The sequence below is a fragment of the Streptomyces sp. NPDC003720 genome, assembly GCF_042875075.1.
In the GTDB taxonomy this organism is placed as follows: Bacteria; Actinomycetota; Actinomycetes; order Streptomycetales; family Streptomycetaceae; genus Streptomyces.
The window spans coordinates 23,507-38,568 of the sequence record NZ_JBIANZ010000019.1; the positions used below are offsets into that span (position 1 = coordinate 23,507).

Genomic DNA, 15,062 nt, shown 5'->3' on the forward strand with positions numbered 1-15,062 from the left:
CGGGTGCTGTCCGGGCCCCGTGCCCGGTGTGCCGCTCGCCGGCGTCAGTCGACGCCGACCACGCGGTACTGCTCGTCCCGCGCGTCGGTCAGGAACATCTGGCCCGGTGCGTGGGTGATGGCGAACGGCGGCCGGGACGCCATCACCGCCGCCTGCGGGGTCACCCCGCAGGCCCAGAACACCGGGATGTCGTCGGGCGCGGCGTCCACCGGGTCGCCGAAGTCGGGCCGCCCGAGGTCCTCGATGCCGAGGGCCGCCGGATCGCCGCAGTGCACCGGGCCGCCGTGCACGGCGGGCAGCAGGCCGCTCTCCCGGATCGCGGCGCGCAGGTGCTGCGGCGGCACCGGACGCATGGACACCACCATCGGCCCGCGCAGCCGGCCCGCCGGGCGGCACTCCCTGCCGGTCACGTACATCGGCACGTTGCGGCCCTGCTCGACGTGCCGGATCGGGACGCCCGCCCCGGCCAGCGCCCACTCGAAGGTGAAGCTGCAGCCCAGCAGGAACGACACCAGGTCGTCCCGCCAGTACGCGCGCGCGTCCGTCGGCTCCTCGGCCAGTTCGCCGTTCCGCCACACCCGGTAGCGCGGCAGGTCGGTGCGCAGATCCGCGCCCGGGGCGAGCACGGTGGTGGCGGAGCCCGCGTCCGTGACGTCCAGCACGGGACACGGCTTGGGGTTGCGCTGGCAGAACAGCAGCATGTCGTAGGCCCAGTCGGCCGGCACCGCGATCAGGTTGGCCTGCGTGTGCCCGGCCGAGACACCCGCCGTGGGGCCGGTGAGCCCCGCCCGGAAGCGGGCCCGCGCTTCCTCGGGGCTCCACGCGTGCGCGTGCTCGTCGACGAGGGTCACGGGCCGGTCGGAGGTACGGTTCACCCGCGTCACGCCAGCTCCTTCCCGCGCGTCTCCGGCAGCCCGAGCAGGGCGAGCGCCGCGAGGCCGTAGCCGATCGCGCCGAAGACCAGCGCGCCGCCCACGCCCCAGCTGTCCGCCAGGAAGCCCACCAGGGTCGGGAACACCGCGCCCACCGCGCGGCCGGTGTTGTACGTGAAGCCCTGCCCGGTGCCGCGCACCTCCGTCGGGTACAGCTCGCTCAGGTAGGAGCCGAAGCCGCTGAAGATGGCCGACATGCAGAAGCCGAGCGGGAAGCCGAGCACCAGCAGCAGCGTGTCGGCGCCGTGCGGGATGTCGGCGTAGGCGAGCACGCAGATCGCCGAGAGCAGCGCGAACAGCCAGATGTTGCGGCGCCGGCCGAGCCGGTCGGTGAGGTGTCCACCGGTCAGGTAGCCGAGGAAGGCCCCCGAGATCAGCAGGGTCAGATAGCCGCCGGTGCCCACGACGGACAGGCCGCGCTCGCTCTTGAGGTACGTCGGCACCCAGGTCGCCAGCGTGTAGTAGCCGCCCTGCACGCCCGTGGACAGCAGGCTCGCGAAGACCGTCGTGCGCAGCAGGCCCGGCTCGCCGTTCGAAGCCGGCCGGAAGATCGCCGCGAACGAACCGCGCCGGGGGCTCTGTTCACGGGCGGCCGTCGCCTCGGGCGCGTCGTGCACCCGGCGGCGCAGCCACACCACGAGCAGCGCGGGCAGCGCCCCGGTCCAGAACATGATCCGCCAGGCCAGGTCGTCGCCGGCGACGGAGAAGACCAGCGTGTAGACGACCGCCGCCAGTGCCCAGCCGACCGCCCAGGAGCTCTGGACGGCGCCGAGCGTGCGGCCCCGGTGCCGGGCGCTCGCGTACTCGGCGACCAGGATGGCGCCCACTGCCCACTCGCCGCCGAAGCCGAGCCCTTGCAGGGCGCGGAACACCAGCAGCGTCTCGTAGTTGGGTGCGAAGCCGCAGGCCACGGTGAAGACGGCGTACGTGATCACGGTGATCATCAGCGCCCGGACCCGGCCCAGCCGGTCCGCGACCACCCCGGCCACCGCCCCGCCGATCGCGGAGACCACCAGCGTGACGGTGGTGAACAGGCCGGTCTGGCCGCTGTCCAGACCGAAGTACGCCGCGAGCGCCACCATGCTCAGCGGCAGCGTGAAGTAGTCGTAGGAATCCAGGGCATATCCGCCGAAAGCTCCGGCGAACGCCTGGCGGCCGCGCGGGCCGAGGGCCCGCAGCCAGCCGAACGCGCCGTCTTCGGCGACGCGTTCGCCTGTGGCCGGCCGGAGGTCCGGTGTCGCGGACCGGGGCGGGGGAGTCGTGCTCATGGGCACCTCGCAGAAGGGGGACGGGGGGTGCGGTGAACCGAGCCATGCCGTGCGGGAGTTGTGCCGTGCCGAGCACCGTAGAGGATCGTTCAACGATCCTTCAATACCCCTGTTGTCTCGTCCTCCCGACTGCGATTGAATTCCGGGCATGGCAGAGCAGCTGACGGGACTGGCCGACGACCGCGCCCTCCTGGGGCGCACCAGCACCGCCGAACGGGTCTCCGACATCCTCCGCAGCCGGGTCGCCGAGGGCTATTTCCCGCCGGGCACCCGCCTGTCCGAGGACGCCATCGGCGGCGCGCTCGGGGTCTCCCGCAACACCCTGCGCGAGGCGTTCCGGCTGCTCACCCACGAGCGACTGCTCGTCCACGAACTCAACCGCGGCGTCTTCGTCCGGGTCCTGACCGTGGAGGACGTCGAGGACATCTACCGCGTCCGCGAACTCGTCGAATGCGCCGTCGTCCGCGGCCTCGGCGAACCGCCCTACGCGCTCGACGGCCTGGCCGCCGCCGTCGCCGAGGGGCAGCTCGCCATGCAGGGAGATGACTGGAAATCGCTGGGCACGGCCAATATCCACTTCCACCGCGAACTGGTGGCGCTGGCCGGCAGCGAACGCACCGACGAGCTGATGCGCAGCGTCTTCGCCGAACTGCGGCTCGCCTTCCACGTCGTCGACCACCCGCGCCGGCTGCACGAGCCGTACCTCGCCCGCAACGGCCAGATCCTGCGGGCCCTGCAGGCCGGCGACCGGGACGAGGCCGAGGGGCTGCTGAGGACCTACCTCGCCGACTCGCTGGAGCGGGTCGTGGAGGTGTACCGCCGCCGGGTCGGCGAGGACGCCTCCTCCTGACGCCGGGATCCCGTCTCCTGTCGGCGCCGGGAGCCCGACGAGTCCTGGTGACGCCGGGAGCCCGTGGCGCGCGGTGCTGTCATCCGCACCCGTCGAGCGTCTGTGACGGCCGTCGCTTCTGCGTCGTTTGGGTCGTTGTCAGACCGAGGACCTAGTCTGTGCACCGTGACTTCGCCTGCATCGACGGACAGCGTTCCGCCCCAGCTCAGCGCGGGGCCGCGCCCGGCGCCGGGCCCGGCCGCCGACGAGGGGCTGGCGCGGCGGCTGCGCGCGCTCGCCTGCACGGCGCCGCTGCACGACCTCGACGCGCGCAAGGCCAACCTCGCCGGCGAGTACTCGGTGTACGGGATGGCCGAGGTGGCCCTGTCCGCCATCGACCTGGTCACGCTGAACATGGACTTCGACACGGGCGCCGACCACGAGCAGATCGTGGCCCGGCTCGTCCCGCGCATCGCCGCCCAGGCCCCGCACCGGCCCACCGCCGAGCACGAGCGCGTGGCCCGCTGGGTCCTGGAGAACCTGATCAACGTCGGCAGCGTGGATCGCGGCTTCCGCGCGGTGTACGGCACGTTCGCGCCGGACGGCACCTACGTCCGCCGCGACTACGACTTCAAGCTGATCGAGGAGGTCCCCGGCCCCGGCGGCACGGTCTACCTGCGCACCACCGACGAGGCGGTCAACGTCCTCGTCGGCGCCCTGGACACCGACGTCACCAGCGCCCAGATCGCCGCCGAGGTCAAGCTCGAGGTGCTGATCAACCGCGGCCGCCTCGCCGACGCCCAGCTCGCCGCCGAGCAGGCCCGCTACCGCACCGTGCAGTACTCGGAGACCCTGCGCCGCGCGCTGGAGGCCACCCGGCGCAACGTCCGCGCGGTCGACTGGCTGAACGCCGTGCCCGACATGATCGCCGAGGCCCTCGACCACGTGGCCGACCGCTACCGGCACGAGAACGCCATCCTCACCAACATCCGCAAGGCCCGCGACGAGACCGAGGACCCCGGCAACAAGCGCCGCGCGGCCGAGCTGGTGGACATCGTCAAGGACTGCATCCGCCGGCACACCCAGCTTCAGTCCCGGCTGCTGGAAGCGGGCCCGCTGTTCCGCGCCGAACAGGACAGACAGGCGTTCGCCCCGGCCGCGTCCACGTCCGGGACCGACCTGTACGGCCACCTCCTCGCTCCGGCGCTGCCGCTGCCGCTGGAGCGTGCGGTGCGCGTCACGGACGCCTTCTTCGTCCACGCCACCGGACTGCGCACCCCGGTGTCGGTGCGGGTCGGCGACCTCGTGGACATACTGCTGACGCCGCCGGTGGAACGGGAGCACCTCGGCGCGGAGATGCCCGAGCCCGACCTGATCGCCACACCGGACGACAGCCGGTTCAGCGAGGAGCAGCTCGCCGCCGCCATGGAGCTGCTGGACCTGCCGGCGGACGCCCCGCGCCGACTGTCCGGGCTGCTGGCCGAGGCGCGCGGACAGGACCCCGAACTGCCCTACCTGGTGGCGCTGCTGGCCGTGCACGCGGCCAGCCCCGCGGTCGGCACCGCCTACCGGCAGGGCGAGCAGAGACTGCTGTTCGCCGTCGACGACGGGACCGAACTGGACGATCCCGAGTTCGGCGGGGCCGACCTGATCGTCGGAACGGCGCTGCTGGACGCGGCGGGAATGGCCGCCGACCGGACGGAAGCAGCATGAGTGAGCAGCGAGACCGCGACAAGGAGCCCAGACCGTGACCGAGCACGTCGAGTGGAGTGACACGCAGGCCCCGGCCCCGTCGGCGTCCGCCGCCGTCACCCCCGCCGACGCCGCCGACGCGGCGCGGCTCGTCGCCTTCGGGCTGCAGCCCAGACTGCAGCCCGCCCGCGACCAGGAGTACACCGATCTGCTGCGCCGCTACCGCGAGGAACCGGCGTTCGCGCGCCTGGCCGACGCCGTCGCCGCCGGCCTCGGCCTGATCGTGCTGGAGGTGTCCCCCCGCGCGGGCATGGCCGTGACCGCCGCCGAGGACTCGGTGTTCGCCGTCCGCATGGGTGACTACGCGCGTCGCACCGCCGCCGACTCCGGGGACCGCTTCCTGCACGGCCTGGCCCACCTGGCCGTCGCCGCCCTGGCGTTCCCGCGCCCGGAGGATCTGGCCGACGACTCCTACATCGGCCGGATCACCGTCAACGGCGTCGACGCCTTCGTACGGCAGGCCTGCCGCCGCCTGGAGGAGCGGGCCGAGGAACGCGGCGAGAACACCGACCCGGCCACCGACGCGCCCGGTCTGGAGGCCGCCTGGCGGATCTGGGCCCGGCGCAGCGCGACCGGCGCCACCAAGGACGCGCGCCGGCCGGCCGCCTCGACCACGGGCATCGTCGCCAAAGCCGCAGCCTTCCTCACCGAATCCGGCTTCCTGCAGCGCACCGGGGACGACCACGGCGGCACCTACCGCACCACGGCGCGCTACCAGCTCCAGGTGCGCGACCTGGCCGGCGGCGCCGCGATGGCCGAGCTGCTGGAGCTGGGCGTCGTCCCGGTCACCGACGGCTCGGCCAGCCTGCTGCCCGCCGAGGACACCGAGGACCTGGACCTGGTGGCCGACGCCGGGCTCCCGTTCCACTCCTGATCCACCGCCTTCCTGACCAGACTTACGAGAGTCCGCCATGTACGAGCTGTCCCGGGTCCGCCTCTACTCCATCGGGCCGGCCGGTGCGCGCTACGCCGACACCGTGCTCGACCTGCGGGGCGTGGGCGGGCCCGTGCCCGACCCCGCGCCCACGCAGGCGGAGTTCTTCGCCGAGGAGCCCTCCGGCCCGCCGCGCCGGCCCGCGCCCGCGGGCGTGCTCTTCCTGGAGAACGGCGGCGGCAAGTCCGTCCTGCTCAAGCTGATCTTCTCGGTGATGCTGCCCGGCCACCGCAACACCCTCGGCGGCGCCAGCTCCGGCGTGCTGCGCAAGTTCCTGCTCGCCGACGACTGCGGGCACGTGGCGCTGGAGTGGCAGCACGTGCAGACCGGCGAGTGCGTCGTCGTCGGCAAGGTCAGCGAGTGGCGCGGACGCCAGGTCTCCAGCGACCCGCGGAAGTTCGCCGAGGCCTGGTACTCCTTCCGGCCCGGCCCCGGCCTCAGTCTGGACAACCTGCCCGTCGCCGAGTCCACCGCGGTCCGGCCGCCCGTCGAGGGCAGCTCGGGCGCCCAGGGCCGGCGCCGCACCATGAAGGGCTTCCGCGACGCCCTCACCGAGTCCGGCAAGGCCTACCCCCACCTCGAAGTGCACTGGGAGGAGATCCACGACCGCTGGATCGAGCACCTCGGCGACCTCGGCCTCGACCCCGAACTCTTCCGCTACCAGCGGGAGATGAACGCCGACGAGGGCGAGGCGGCGGGTCTCTTCGCGGTCAAGAAGGACTCCGACTTCACCGACCTGCTGCTCCGCGCGGTCACCGACACCCGGGACACCGACGGCCTCGCCGACCTGGTCAGCGGCTTCGGCGACAAACTCGGCCGGCGGGCCGAGCTGACCGCCGAGCGGGACTTCACCGCGGGCTCCGTCGACCTGCTCGGGAGGATCGTCGAGGCCGCCGAGACGCGCTCACGCACGCGTGACGTGCACGCCGGCGCCGAACGCCGCACCCGCACCCTGGCCCGGCGGCTGTCCGCGAGGGCCGTGCGGGAGCGGGTGCGCGCCGCCGACCTGGCGCAGCGCGTCACGGCCGCCGCCTACGCCGTCACGCACTCCGAGGGGGCCCGCGAGCGCAGCTCGCTCGTCGCCGCCGAACTCGCCTACCGGCACGCGTCCCTGGCGCTCGCCGCCGCCGAGAAGGCCGCCGCCGCGCAGAAGCGCGAACTGGCCGACGCGCGCACCCTGCACTCCGCCTGGCAGGCCGCCGAGGCCGTGCTGCGGCACCGCGCCGCCGCCGACCGGGTCACGCGCGTGTCCGCCGCCATCCAGGAGGCGGAGCGGGACGCCGCCCCCGCGCTGGCCGCCCGCGCCAAGGCCGCCGTGGACCTCGTCCGCGCCCTGCACGCGGCCGCCGAGAGTGCCGAGAGCCTCGCCAACGAGGGGGAGGAGCGCTCGGCGGCCCTCCAGGAGATCGGTGAGAGCGGCTACCGCGACTCCACCGCCGCCGCCACCGAGGGCCAGCGGGCCCGCAGCGAGGCCGGGCACCTGCGCCAGCGCCTCGCCGAGGTCGAGCAGGAGACGGCCGAGGCGGTGCGCGCGGGCTGGCTCGACGACAGCGCGCCGGACGCCGACCCGGCCCGCGCCGCGCTCGCCGCGAGCGACGCCGAGAAGACCGCGGTCGCCGCCTGGGACGCGGCCCGTGAGGCCGCCCGCAAGGCCACCGAGCACGCCCGTGAGGCGGCCTCCGCCGAGGCGCGCGCCGAGCTGACGGCGGCCCGAGCGGCGGACGCCGCGACCGCCGCCGAGCGCGCCTACGACGCCGAGCGGCGCCTCGCCGAGACGCTGGCCGCCGAGGACCGGCTCGCCGAGCTGCTGAGCCTGCCGGCCGCTTCCGGAGCGGCCCGCCCCGGGGTGCCGGCGCCCAGGAGCGAGACCGACGGACCGTCGGTGCGGACGGCGGAACCGGCGGCAACCCGTCCGCGCGCCGAGGGCACGATGGGCCCCGAGGAACTCGACCGCTTCGCGGACGAGCTGCGCGAACTCCTCGACGACGCCGTATCGGCCGCCGAACGGCACCTGTTCGAACTGCGTACGGCCGCCGCCGACGACGCCCGCATCCTCGGCGCCCTGGGCGACGGCGGACTGCTGCCGCCCGGGCCGGACGTGCTGGCCACCGTCGAGTTCCTCGGGGAGCACGGCATCCCCGCGCTGCCCGGATGGCGCTACCTCGCCCAGGCCGTCGACTCCGCCGACCACGCGCGCGTGCTCGCCGCCCGCCCCGAACTGGTCGACGGTGTGATCATCACCGACCCCGCCACGCACGCGCGTGCCCGCGAGGCGCTCGGCGACGCCGCCCTGCTGCCCCGCTCCGCCGTGGCGGTCGGCACGGCGGCGGCCCTGCTGGCCCCGACGCCGGCGCCCGGCGCCACCTCCGGCGACGTCTTCCTCGTGCCGCCGAACCCCGCCATGCACGACGAGCACGCGGCGGACGAGGAGCGGCAGGCCCTGCGCGCACGGGCCGCCGAGCGCGACGAGGAGATCCGCGCGCTCGCCGCCCGGCTCGGCCGCGACCGCGAGCTGTCGGCCCGCCTCGCCTCCTGGCGCACCGGCTGCCCGGCCGGACGGCTGACCGAGCTGAGCGCGGCGGCGCAGGAGGCCCGCGCGTTCGCCGAGGAGAGCGAGGCCGAACTCGCCGAGGCACGCACCGCCCGCGCGGAGGCCGACGAGACCGCCGCCGAAGCCACGCAGGTCCGCGACGAGCGGCAGGAGGCCGCGCAGCGGGCCCGGCGCGCCGCCGACGCCCTCGCCGGGCTCGCCTTCCGGCTGCGCGAGCGCGCCGGCTGGCAGGTCAGGCTCCGCGAACTCGCCGACGAGGCAGCCGAGTCGGAGGCCCGCGCCCAGGCCTGCCTGGAGCGCGCCCGCGCCGCCGACGAGGACCGCCGCGCCGTCCAGCGGGCCGCCGACGACGCCCGCCGCACCGCGCGTGCGCTGCGCGCCGAACGCGCCGAGATCGCCGGCGCACCCGACGACGTGCCGGCGGCGGACTCCGATGACCCCGAGGCCTCGCTGCCCGCCCTGCGCGAGGCGTACCGAGCCGCCTCCCAGGTGTACGAGAAGGTCGGCGTCGGCGCCGACCTGCGGGCCGAGCAGGCCCGCGCGGAGAGCGACGAGAGCGCCGCCCGCGCCGAACTCGACCGCCTCAGCAACAAGGTCCGCAGCCGCGCCGAGCAACTGCTCCAATCGCCGGACGGCTCCGACGGCCCCTCCCGGCAGGCGGCCGCCGCACGTGCGGAGGAGCTGGTGCAGCTCCTGGAGACCCGGATGTCCACCGCGAGCGAGCAGCTCGGCCGGCTGCGCGGCGAGGCCGAGCGGCACGCCCCCGAGGAGGGCGCGGCGCACACCGAGCTGTCCGCGGAACTCACCCCGCGCGACGCCGAGCACGCCCAGGCCCTGCTGCGCACCGCCACGGCCGAACTCGCCGCCCGCACCGAGGCGCTGGCCGAGGCCCGGGACGCGCACACCGAGCTGCTGGAGGCCCACCGGGCCGCCGAGGACGCGGCCGGCGACTTCGACGAGATCGCCGTGATGCTCCGCGACCTGCTGCGCGAGCACACCGCCGAAGAGGAGCAGGAGGAGCCCGAGCCCTACCCCGGCACTCTGGAGGAGGCCCGGCACGCGGCCGCAGAGGTCCGCCGCTCACTGCGCGGCTGCGCGGCCGACCTGTCCGCCGCCGAGGCGGCCGTGCGCGAGGCGAGCGACGTGCTCGTGCGGCACGCCAACTCCACCCGGTACGAGCAGGTGCGCACCCCCGCCCGGCAGCAGATCCGCGAGCTGCCCGCCTCCGCGCTGCCCGAGCACGCCCAGAAGTGGGCAGCCGCCTTCGCGCCCCGGCTGCGGGTCCTCACCGACGAACTGGCCCAGTTGGAGCGCAACCGGGACTCGATCGTCGACCGGCTCCGCGGGCTGGTCGAGTCGGCTCTGGCCACCCTGCGCTCCGCCCAGCGGCTCTCCCGTCTCCCCGAAGGGCTCGGCGAGTGGTCGGGACAGGAGTTCCTGCGCATCCGTTTCGAGGAGCCCGACCAGGCGACGCTCACCGAACGGCTCGGCGACGTCATCGACGAGGCCACGCGCGCGGCCGTGAAGAAGAACTCCGACATGCGGCGCGACGGCATGTCGCTGCTGCTGCGCGGAGTGGCGGCCGCGCTGCAGCCCAGGGGCGTTGCCGTGGAGATCCTCAAGCCGGACGCGGTGCTCCGCGCCGAACGCGTCCCCGTCGGCCAGATGGGCGACGTGTTCTCCGGCGGGCAGCTCCTCACCGCCGCCATCGCCCTGTACTGCACGATGGCCGCCCTGCGCTCCAACGACCGGGGCCGGGACAAGCACCGGCACGCGGGGACGCTGTTCCTCGACAACCCGATCGGCCGCGCCAACGCCACCTACCTGCTGGAGCTCCAGCGGGCGGTGTCCGACGCGCTGGGCGTGCAGCTCCTGTACACCACCGGCCTGTTCGACACGACCGCGCTGGCCGAGTTCCCGCTGGTCATCCGGCTCCGCAACGACGCCGACCTCAGGGCGGGCCTGAAGTACATCAGCGTCGAGGAGCACCTCCGGCCCGGCCTGCCGCAGCAGCCGCAGGCCGGGGACGAGGTGCGCAGCGAGATCACGGCGACCCGCATGTTCAGGCGGCCGGCCTCCGCGACCTCCTGATCCAGGCCCGGAGGCTCGCGAGTACGGGCCGAGCCGGGGAGCCGGCCGGGCCGGGCCTCCCGTCCGGCCGGCTCGGTCAGGGGTGCGACAGCTGCCCGGCGCCGCCCCGCCGGCGTATGCGAGCCTGCTCCCGCAGGGTGGCGCGCTCCTGCCGCCGGCGGGACCGGCGCTCACGGCGCAGCGCCCGGGCCGTGCTGCTCGGCTCGGAGACGACGCCGTACCGCTGGTTCCACACCTGACGGGTCACCCAGACGTCGGCCACGCCCCAGGTGGCGACGATCGTGCTGACCACGCTGCTGATCACCATCGGGAAGGCCAGCCAGGAGTCGGCCATCGTGCACAGGAACGCCACCACCGCCTGGATCAGCGTCACCGAGGCGATCAGCACCGCCCGCACCGCCGCCGTACGCACCGGGTCGGGCAGCCTGCGTCGCCGCGCGGGCTCCTCGACCCACAACTGCCGCTCCTGCTGCCTGAATTCGCCGGTGGACTCCTCGGCGTGCCCCTGCGCCGGAATGTCCCGATCCGACGCTTCCGGGTGCCGCCGCACCGACGGTCGCTCCGCCACGCTCTCCGCGGTCGCCCCGCGCCGCTCCGCCGTGCCCATCACCGTGTCACTCCCCACCGCCGGCAGGCCCCTTGCCCTGATGTCCGAAGACGCCGACTCCCACTGGCTGCCCGGCTTGCGCACTTTTACGCCGCCGGGATGCGGGATGCGGCTCCTGCGTCCGATTCCGCCCCCATTTCCCATCAGGAAAGACGAGTGACGAGCCGCGAAGATTCCCACCGGCGAAAACTTCCGGCCAACCCGTTGTCCGTACTCCTCCGGCCGGTCCGGTCACCGGCCCCCGTACACCGGGCGCAAAGTCCCGCAATGCCCGGACAACTCGCCATCTCCCGTAGCCGATGCGGCAGTTCGCCTGGCACACGCGTCTTCGAGTTATCTGTGCGGCGGTAGTAGGCTCGCGCCGTTTGTTGACGCACATGTGTACCCCCGGCCCGCGGGGGTCGAGCTGGGGGAGGCCATGCGCTTTCGCGGGAAGTCGATCCGCCGGAAGATCGTGGCGCTGCTTCTCGTGCCGCTGGTGTCCCTGACCGCCGTCTGGGGCTTCGCCACGGTGCTCACAGGACGTGAGGTCACCCGGCTCTTCAGCGTGTCCGACATCGTGCGGGACGTCGGTTACCCCGTCGAGGACGCCGCCCGCGGCCTCCAGCAGGAACGCCGCCAGACCCTCGTCTACCTCGCCGACCCGCGTGCGGCCGACGCCCTGTCGGCGCTCCAGCGCACCCGCACCGCGACCGACCGGTCCCTCGCCGAGGTCCGCGGGCACGCCCGGGACCAGGACGTCCTCGACGGCATGGACGGGGACGACGGCGAGCGTCTGACCACGGTCCTGGACGCCTTCGACGGACTCGACGCCCTGCGCCGCGGCGTCGAGGCGCGCACGGTCAGCCGGGCCCAGGCCTTCGACCGCTACAACCGCCTCGTCGACCCCTGCTACACCTTGCTGGCATCCCTCGACGGCATCGACAGCGTCGAGATGAACGAGCAGGCCCGTGCCCTCGTCAACCTCACCCGCGCCCGCGAACTCCTCTCCCGGGAGGACGCGTTGCTCGGTTCCGCGCTGGTCGTCGGCAAGGTCTCCCGCGACGAGACCCGCCTTGTCTCCGACCTCGTCGCCCAGCGCGACCTGCTCTACGACATCAGCCTGCCACTGCTCCCCGCCGCGGAACGCGACCGGTACGAACGCTTCTGGGAGAACGCCACCACGGCACCGCTGCTGGCGGCCGAGCAGTCCGTCACGGGCAGCGGCCCCGGAACCCCGCGCGGCGTCACCGCCCGGAGCTGGGACTCCACCGCGGCCGGCGTCCTCGACGAGCTAGGCACCCTCGACGACCAGGCCGGCGACCGGTTCCAGGACCGGATGCGGCCCGTGGCGGTCGGCGTGATCGTGCAGGCGGCCGTCGCGGGCGTCCTCGGCCTCGTCGCCCTCCTCGTGTCCCTCGTCCTGTCCGTGCGCGTCGGCCGGGGCCTCGTGCGGGACCTGCGCAAGCTGCGCCTGGACGCGCACGAGGCGTCCGGGGTGCGGCTGCCGAGCGTGATGCGCCGCCTCTCGGCCGGTGAACAGGTGGACGTGGAGACCGAGGTGCCACGCCTGGAGTACGACAGGAACGAGATCGGCGAGGTCGGCCAGGCGCTCAACACCCTGCAGCGCGCCGCCGTCGAGGCCGCGGTGAAGCAGGCCGAACTGCGGTCCGGCGTCTCCGAGGTGTTCGTGAACCTCGCCCGCCGCAGCCAGGTCCTGCTGCACAAGCAGCTCACTCTGCTCGACACCATGGAGCGCAGGACCGAGGACACCGACGAACTCGCCGACCTGTTCCGGCTGGACCACCTCACCACCCGCATGCGCCGGCACGCCGAGGGCCTGGTGATCCTCTCCGGCGCGGCGCCGTCGCGGCAGTGGCGCCGCCCCGTGCAGCTCATGGACATCGTCCGGGCCGCGGTCGCCGAGGTGGAGGACTACGAGCGCATCGAGGTCCGGCGCCTGGCGCGGGTCGCCGTCACCGGCCCGGCCGTCGCCGACGTCACACACCTGGTGGCCGAACTCCTCGAGAACGCCACGGTCTTCTCGCCGCCGCACACCGCCGTCCAGGTCCTCGGCGAACGGGTCGCGAACGGCTTCACCCTGGAGATCCACGACCGGGGTCTCGGCATGACCGCCGAGGCACTGCTGGACGCCAACCTCCGGCTCGCCGAGACACCCGAGTTCGAGCTCTCGGACACGGACCGGCTGGGCCTGTTCGTGGTCAGCCGCCTGGCCCAGCGCCAGAACGTCCGGGTCTCCCTGCAGCCGTCGCCCTACGGCGGCACCACCGCCGTCGTCTTCATCCCCGACCTGCTGCTGTCCGACGACGTCCCCGACACCAATGGCATCGGCTTCCGCCTCGACCGCCCGGCGAAGGACACCGGACAGGCCGTGGGCCTAGGCCCCGCTCGCTCCCAGGCCCCCGTACAGCTCCCCGGCCTGCCGACCTCCCTGCTGGACGGACCGGTCGAACTCGAGGGGCCGGTGGACCTGGACACCATCGACGACTTCCCCGGCGCCCTGACGGACGAGGAGAGCGTGCGCGGCGGCCTGTTCCGCTCCCGCCGCACCCGCGACCAGGAGGAGCGCCGGACCGCACGACCGGACGGGCCGCACCGGCCGGTCCCCCCGCACGGCGCCGACAGCCCGGACCCCGACCGCACCGGCGGCCCCGTGCCGCTGCCGCGGCGCCAGACGCCCAAGCTGGTCAGCTCGCATGGCCGGCCCGTCGCCGAGCAACGCGCCCGGCGCGACGACCCCGACGACCGGATCACTCCGGGCCCGCGCCGCCCCGACGCCGTGGGACCGGCCCCGCTTCCCGCCCGCCGGCGTGGCACGGCGGTCCGGCGGACCCCCGCTCTTCCCGACCGCACGGCCGAGCAGACGGCCCGTGCGGGCGACGGCGAGGAACAGCCCTCCGGGGCCCCGGCGCTGCCCCGGCGGACCCGGCCCGCGTCGGCAGCCTCGGGCCGCGGCCGGGGCGAGGCCACCCCGCCCGCGGACGGCCCGGCCCCGGAGCCCGCGTCCGGCACCGGTCCGCTGCCCCGGCGTGTCCGGCAGGCCAGCCTGGCCCCGCAGCTGAAGCAAGAACCCCCTCGGCGCCCCGAGCACGCCGAGGAGCCCGCCGACCGCGACGCCGACGAGGTCCGCGACCGGATGGCCTCACTGCAACGGGGCTGGCAGCGCGGCCGTGAGGAGAACGCCTCGGGCGACGACCAACGCAATGGCACAGCACAAGGAACGACTAAGGGGGACGGTCGATGACCGCACCGAAGGCCACCGGCCAGACGGAGCCGAACAAGGGCGAGCTGAACTGGCTCCTGGACGACCTCGTCGACCGGGTCGCCAGCATCCGCAAGGCCGTCGTGCTCTCCGGGGACGGGCTGCCCACAGGGGTGTCCAAGGACCTGACCCGCGAGGACAGCGAGCACCTGGCCGCCGTCGCCTCCGGCTTCCACAGCCTCGCCAAGGGCGTGGGCCGCCACTTCGAGGCGGGCAGCGTCCGGCAGACCATGGTCGAGCTCGACGACGCGTTCCTGTTCGTCACCGCCGCCGGCGACGGCAGCTGCCTCGCCGTCCTCTCCGACGCCGACTCCGACGTCGGGCAGGTCGCCTACGAGATGACACTGCTGGTCAAGCGGGTAGGCGTGCACCTGATCACCGCGCCGCGCACCGATCTGCCCGCAGGCGGGTAGTGGGATGACATGAGCGGAGACGGTCAGGGAAGCAGCCACTGGTTCGACGACGAGGCCGGACCGGTCGTCCGCCCGTACGCCATGACGCGCGGCCGCACCACGAGCGCCGGCCAGCACCGCCTCGATCTGATCGCGGTGGTCGTCACCGAACCGGGCGCGGAGGACCCGGATACGGACCCGACGCTCGCCCCCGAGCACGTGGAGATCGTCGGGCTCTGCGCCGGGGCGCCGCAGTCCGTCGCCGAGATCGCGGCGGAACTGAACCTGCCGGTCGGCGTCGTGCGCGTCCTGATCGGGGACCTCGTGGACGCGGAACTCGTCCATGTGACGCGTCCGGTACCCCCGGCCGAGCTGCCGGACGAGAGTATTCTGCGCGACGTGATCAACGGCCTCCGGGCCCTGTGACCGGCGCGGATGCGGAGT

At 74.4% G+C, this 15,062-nt stretch carries 10 protein-coding genes; 7 read left to right on the forward strand and 3 right to left on the reverse strand.

Annotated features, from left to right (window positions below; genetic code table 11):
* Positions 1-44: 44 nt before the first annotated feature.
* Positions 45-875, reverse strand: coding sequence for a putative hydro-lyase (locus ACFYU0_RS34855; RefSeq protein ID WP_351664163.1), 831 nt, complete (start codon positions 873-875; stop codon positions 45-47).
* A 5-nt stretch (positions 876-880) separates the two neighbouring features.
* On the reverse strand, positions 881-2,200 hold the full coding sequence (locus ACFYU0_RS34860; RefSeq protein ID WP_351663770.1) for an MFS transporter: 1,320 nt from the start codon (positions 2,198-2,200) through the stop codon (positions 881-883).
* Between the two features lie 148 nt (positions 2,201-2,348).
* Between ACFYU0_RS34860 and ACFYU0_RS34865 the strand changes: the two genes are divergently transcribed.
* From ACFYU0_RS34865 to ACFYU0_RS34880, 4 genes are all read left to right on the forward strand, one after another.
* A complete protein-coding gene (locus ACFYU0_RS34865; RefSeq protein WP_351663769.1) occupies positions 2,349-3,050 on the forward strand; it encodes a GntR family transcriptional regulator in 702 nt (233 codons plus the stop codon).
* 165 nt (positions 3,051-3,215) lie between these two features.
* A complete protein-coding gene (locus ACFYU0_RS34870) occupies positions 3,216-4,742 on the forward strand; it encodes a hypothetical protein (protein WP_389306401.1) in 1,527 nt (508 codons plus the stop codon).
* Between the two features lie 34 nt (positions 4,743-4,776).
* A complete protein-coding gene (locus ACFYU0_RS34875; protein ID WP_351663767.1) occupies positions 4,777-5,655 on the forward strand; it encodes a hypothetical protein in 879 nt (292 codons plus the stop codon).
* Between the two features lie 37 nt (positions 5,656-5,692).
* On the forward strand, positions 5,693-10,357 hold the full coding sequence (locus tag ACFYU0_RS34880) for a hypothetical protein (RefSeq protein ID WP_389306404.1): 4,665 nt from the start codon (positions 5,693-5,695) through the stop codon (positions 10,355-10,357).
* Between the two features lie 76 nt (positions 10,358-10,433).
* On the opposite strand, the gene ACFYU0_RS34885 is transcribed toward ACFYU0_RS34880, so the two are convergent.
* On the reverse strand, positions 10,434-10,964 hold the full coding sequence (locus ACFYU0_RS34885; RefSeq protein ID WP_389306430.1) for a hypothetical protein: 531 nt from the start codon (positions 10,962-10,964) through the stop codon (positions 10,434-10,436).
* Between the two features lie 418 nt (positions 10,965-11,382).
* On the opposite strand from ACFYU0_RS34885, the gene ACFYU0_RS34890 reads away from it, so the two are divergent.
* Genes ACFYU0_RS34890 through ACFYU0_RS34900 form a run of 3 tightly spaced genes read left to right on the forward strand, consistent with a single transcriptional unit; the run spans position 11,383 to position 15,044 of the window.
* Positions 11,383-14,208 (forward strand): nitrate- and nitrite sensing domain-containing protein, encoded by a 2,826-nt coding sequence (locus tag ACFYU0_RS34890; RefSeq protein ID WP_389306406.1) that lies wholly within the window; start codon positions 11,383-11,385, stop codon positions 14,206-14,208.
* On the forward strand, positions 14,205-14,639 hold the full coding sequence (locus ACFYU0_RS34895; RefSeq protein ID WP_351663762.1) for a roadblock/LC7 domain-containing protein: 435 nt from the start codon (positions 14,205-14,207) through the stop codon (positions 14,637-14,639). Before ACFYU0_RS34890 ends, ACFYU0_RS34895 begins: the two co-directional genes overlap by 4 nt.
* Before the next feature lie 9 nt (positions 14,640-14,648).
* The gene (locus ACFYU0_RS34900; protein WP_351663760.1) at positions 14,649-15,044 is read left to right on the forward strand and encodes a DUF742 domain-containing protein; all 396 of its coding nucleotides are present in this window, start codon (positions 14,649-14,651) and stop codon (positions 15,042-15,044) included.
* Positions 15,045-15,062: the final 18 nt, after the last annotated feature.

Coding starts and splice junctions, on each gene's coding strand:
- ACFYU0_RS34860 (WP_351663770.1), bottom strand. CDS start 2,200: ATGAGCACGACTCCCCCGCCCCGGTCCGCGACACCGGACCTCCGGCCG.
- ACFYU0_RS34865 (WP_351663769.1), top strand. CDS start 2,349: ATGGCAGAGCAGCTGACGGGACTGGCCGACGACCGCGCCCTCCTGGGG.
- ACFYU0_RS34880 (WP_389306404.1), top strand. CDS start 5,693: ATGTACGAGCTGTCCCGGGTCCGCCTCTACTCCATCGGGCCGGCCGGT.
- ACFYU0_RS34885 (WP_389306430.1), bottom strand. CDS start 10,964: ATGGGCACGGCGGAGCGGCGCGGGGCGACCGCGGAGAGCGTGGCGGAG.
- ACFYU0_RS34890 (WP_389306406.1), top strand. CDS start 11,383: ATGCGCTTTCGCGGGAAGTCGATCCGCCGGAAGATCGTGGCGCTGCTT.
- ACFYU0_RS34895 (WP_351663762.1), top strand. CDS start 14,205: ATGACCGCACCGAAGGCCACCGGCCAGACGGAGCCGAACAAGGGCGAG.
- ACFYU0_RS34900 (WP_351663760.1), top strand. CDS start 14,649: ATGAGCGGAGACGGTCAGGGAAGCAGCCACTGGTTCGACGACGAGGCC.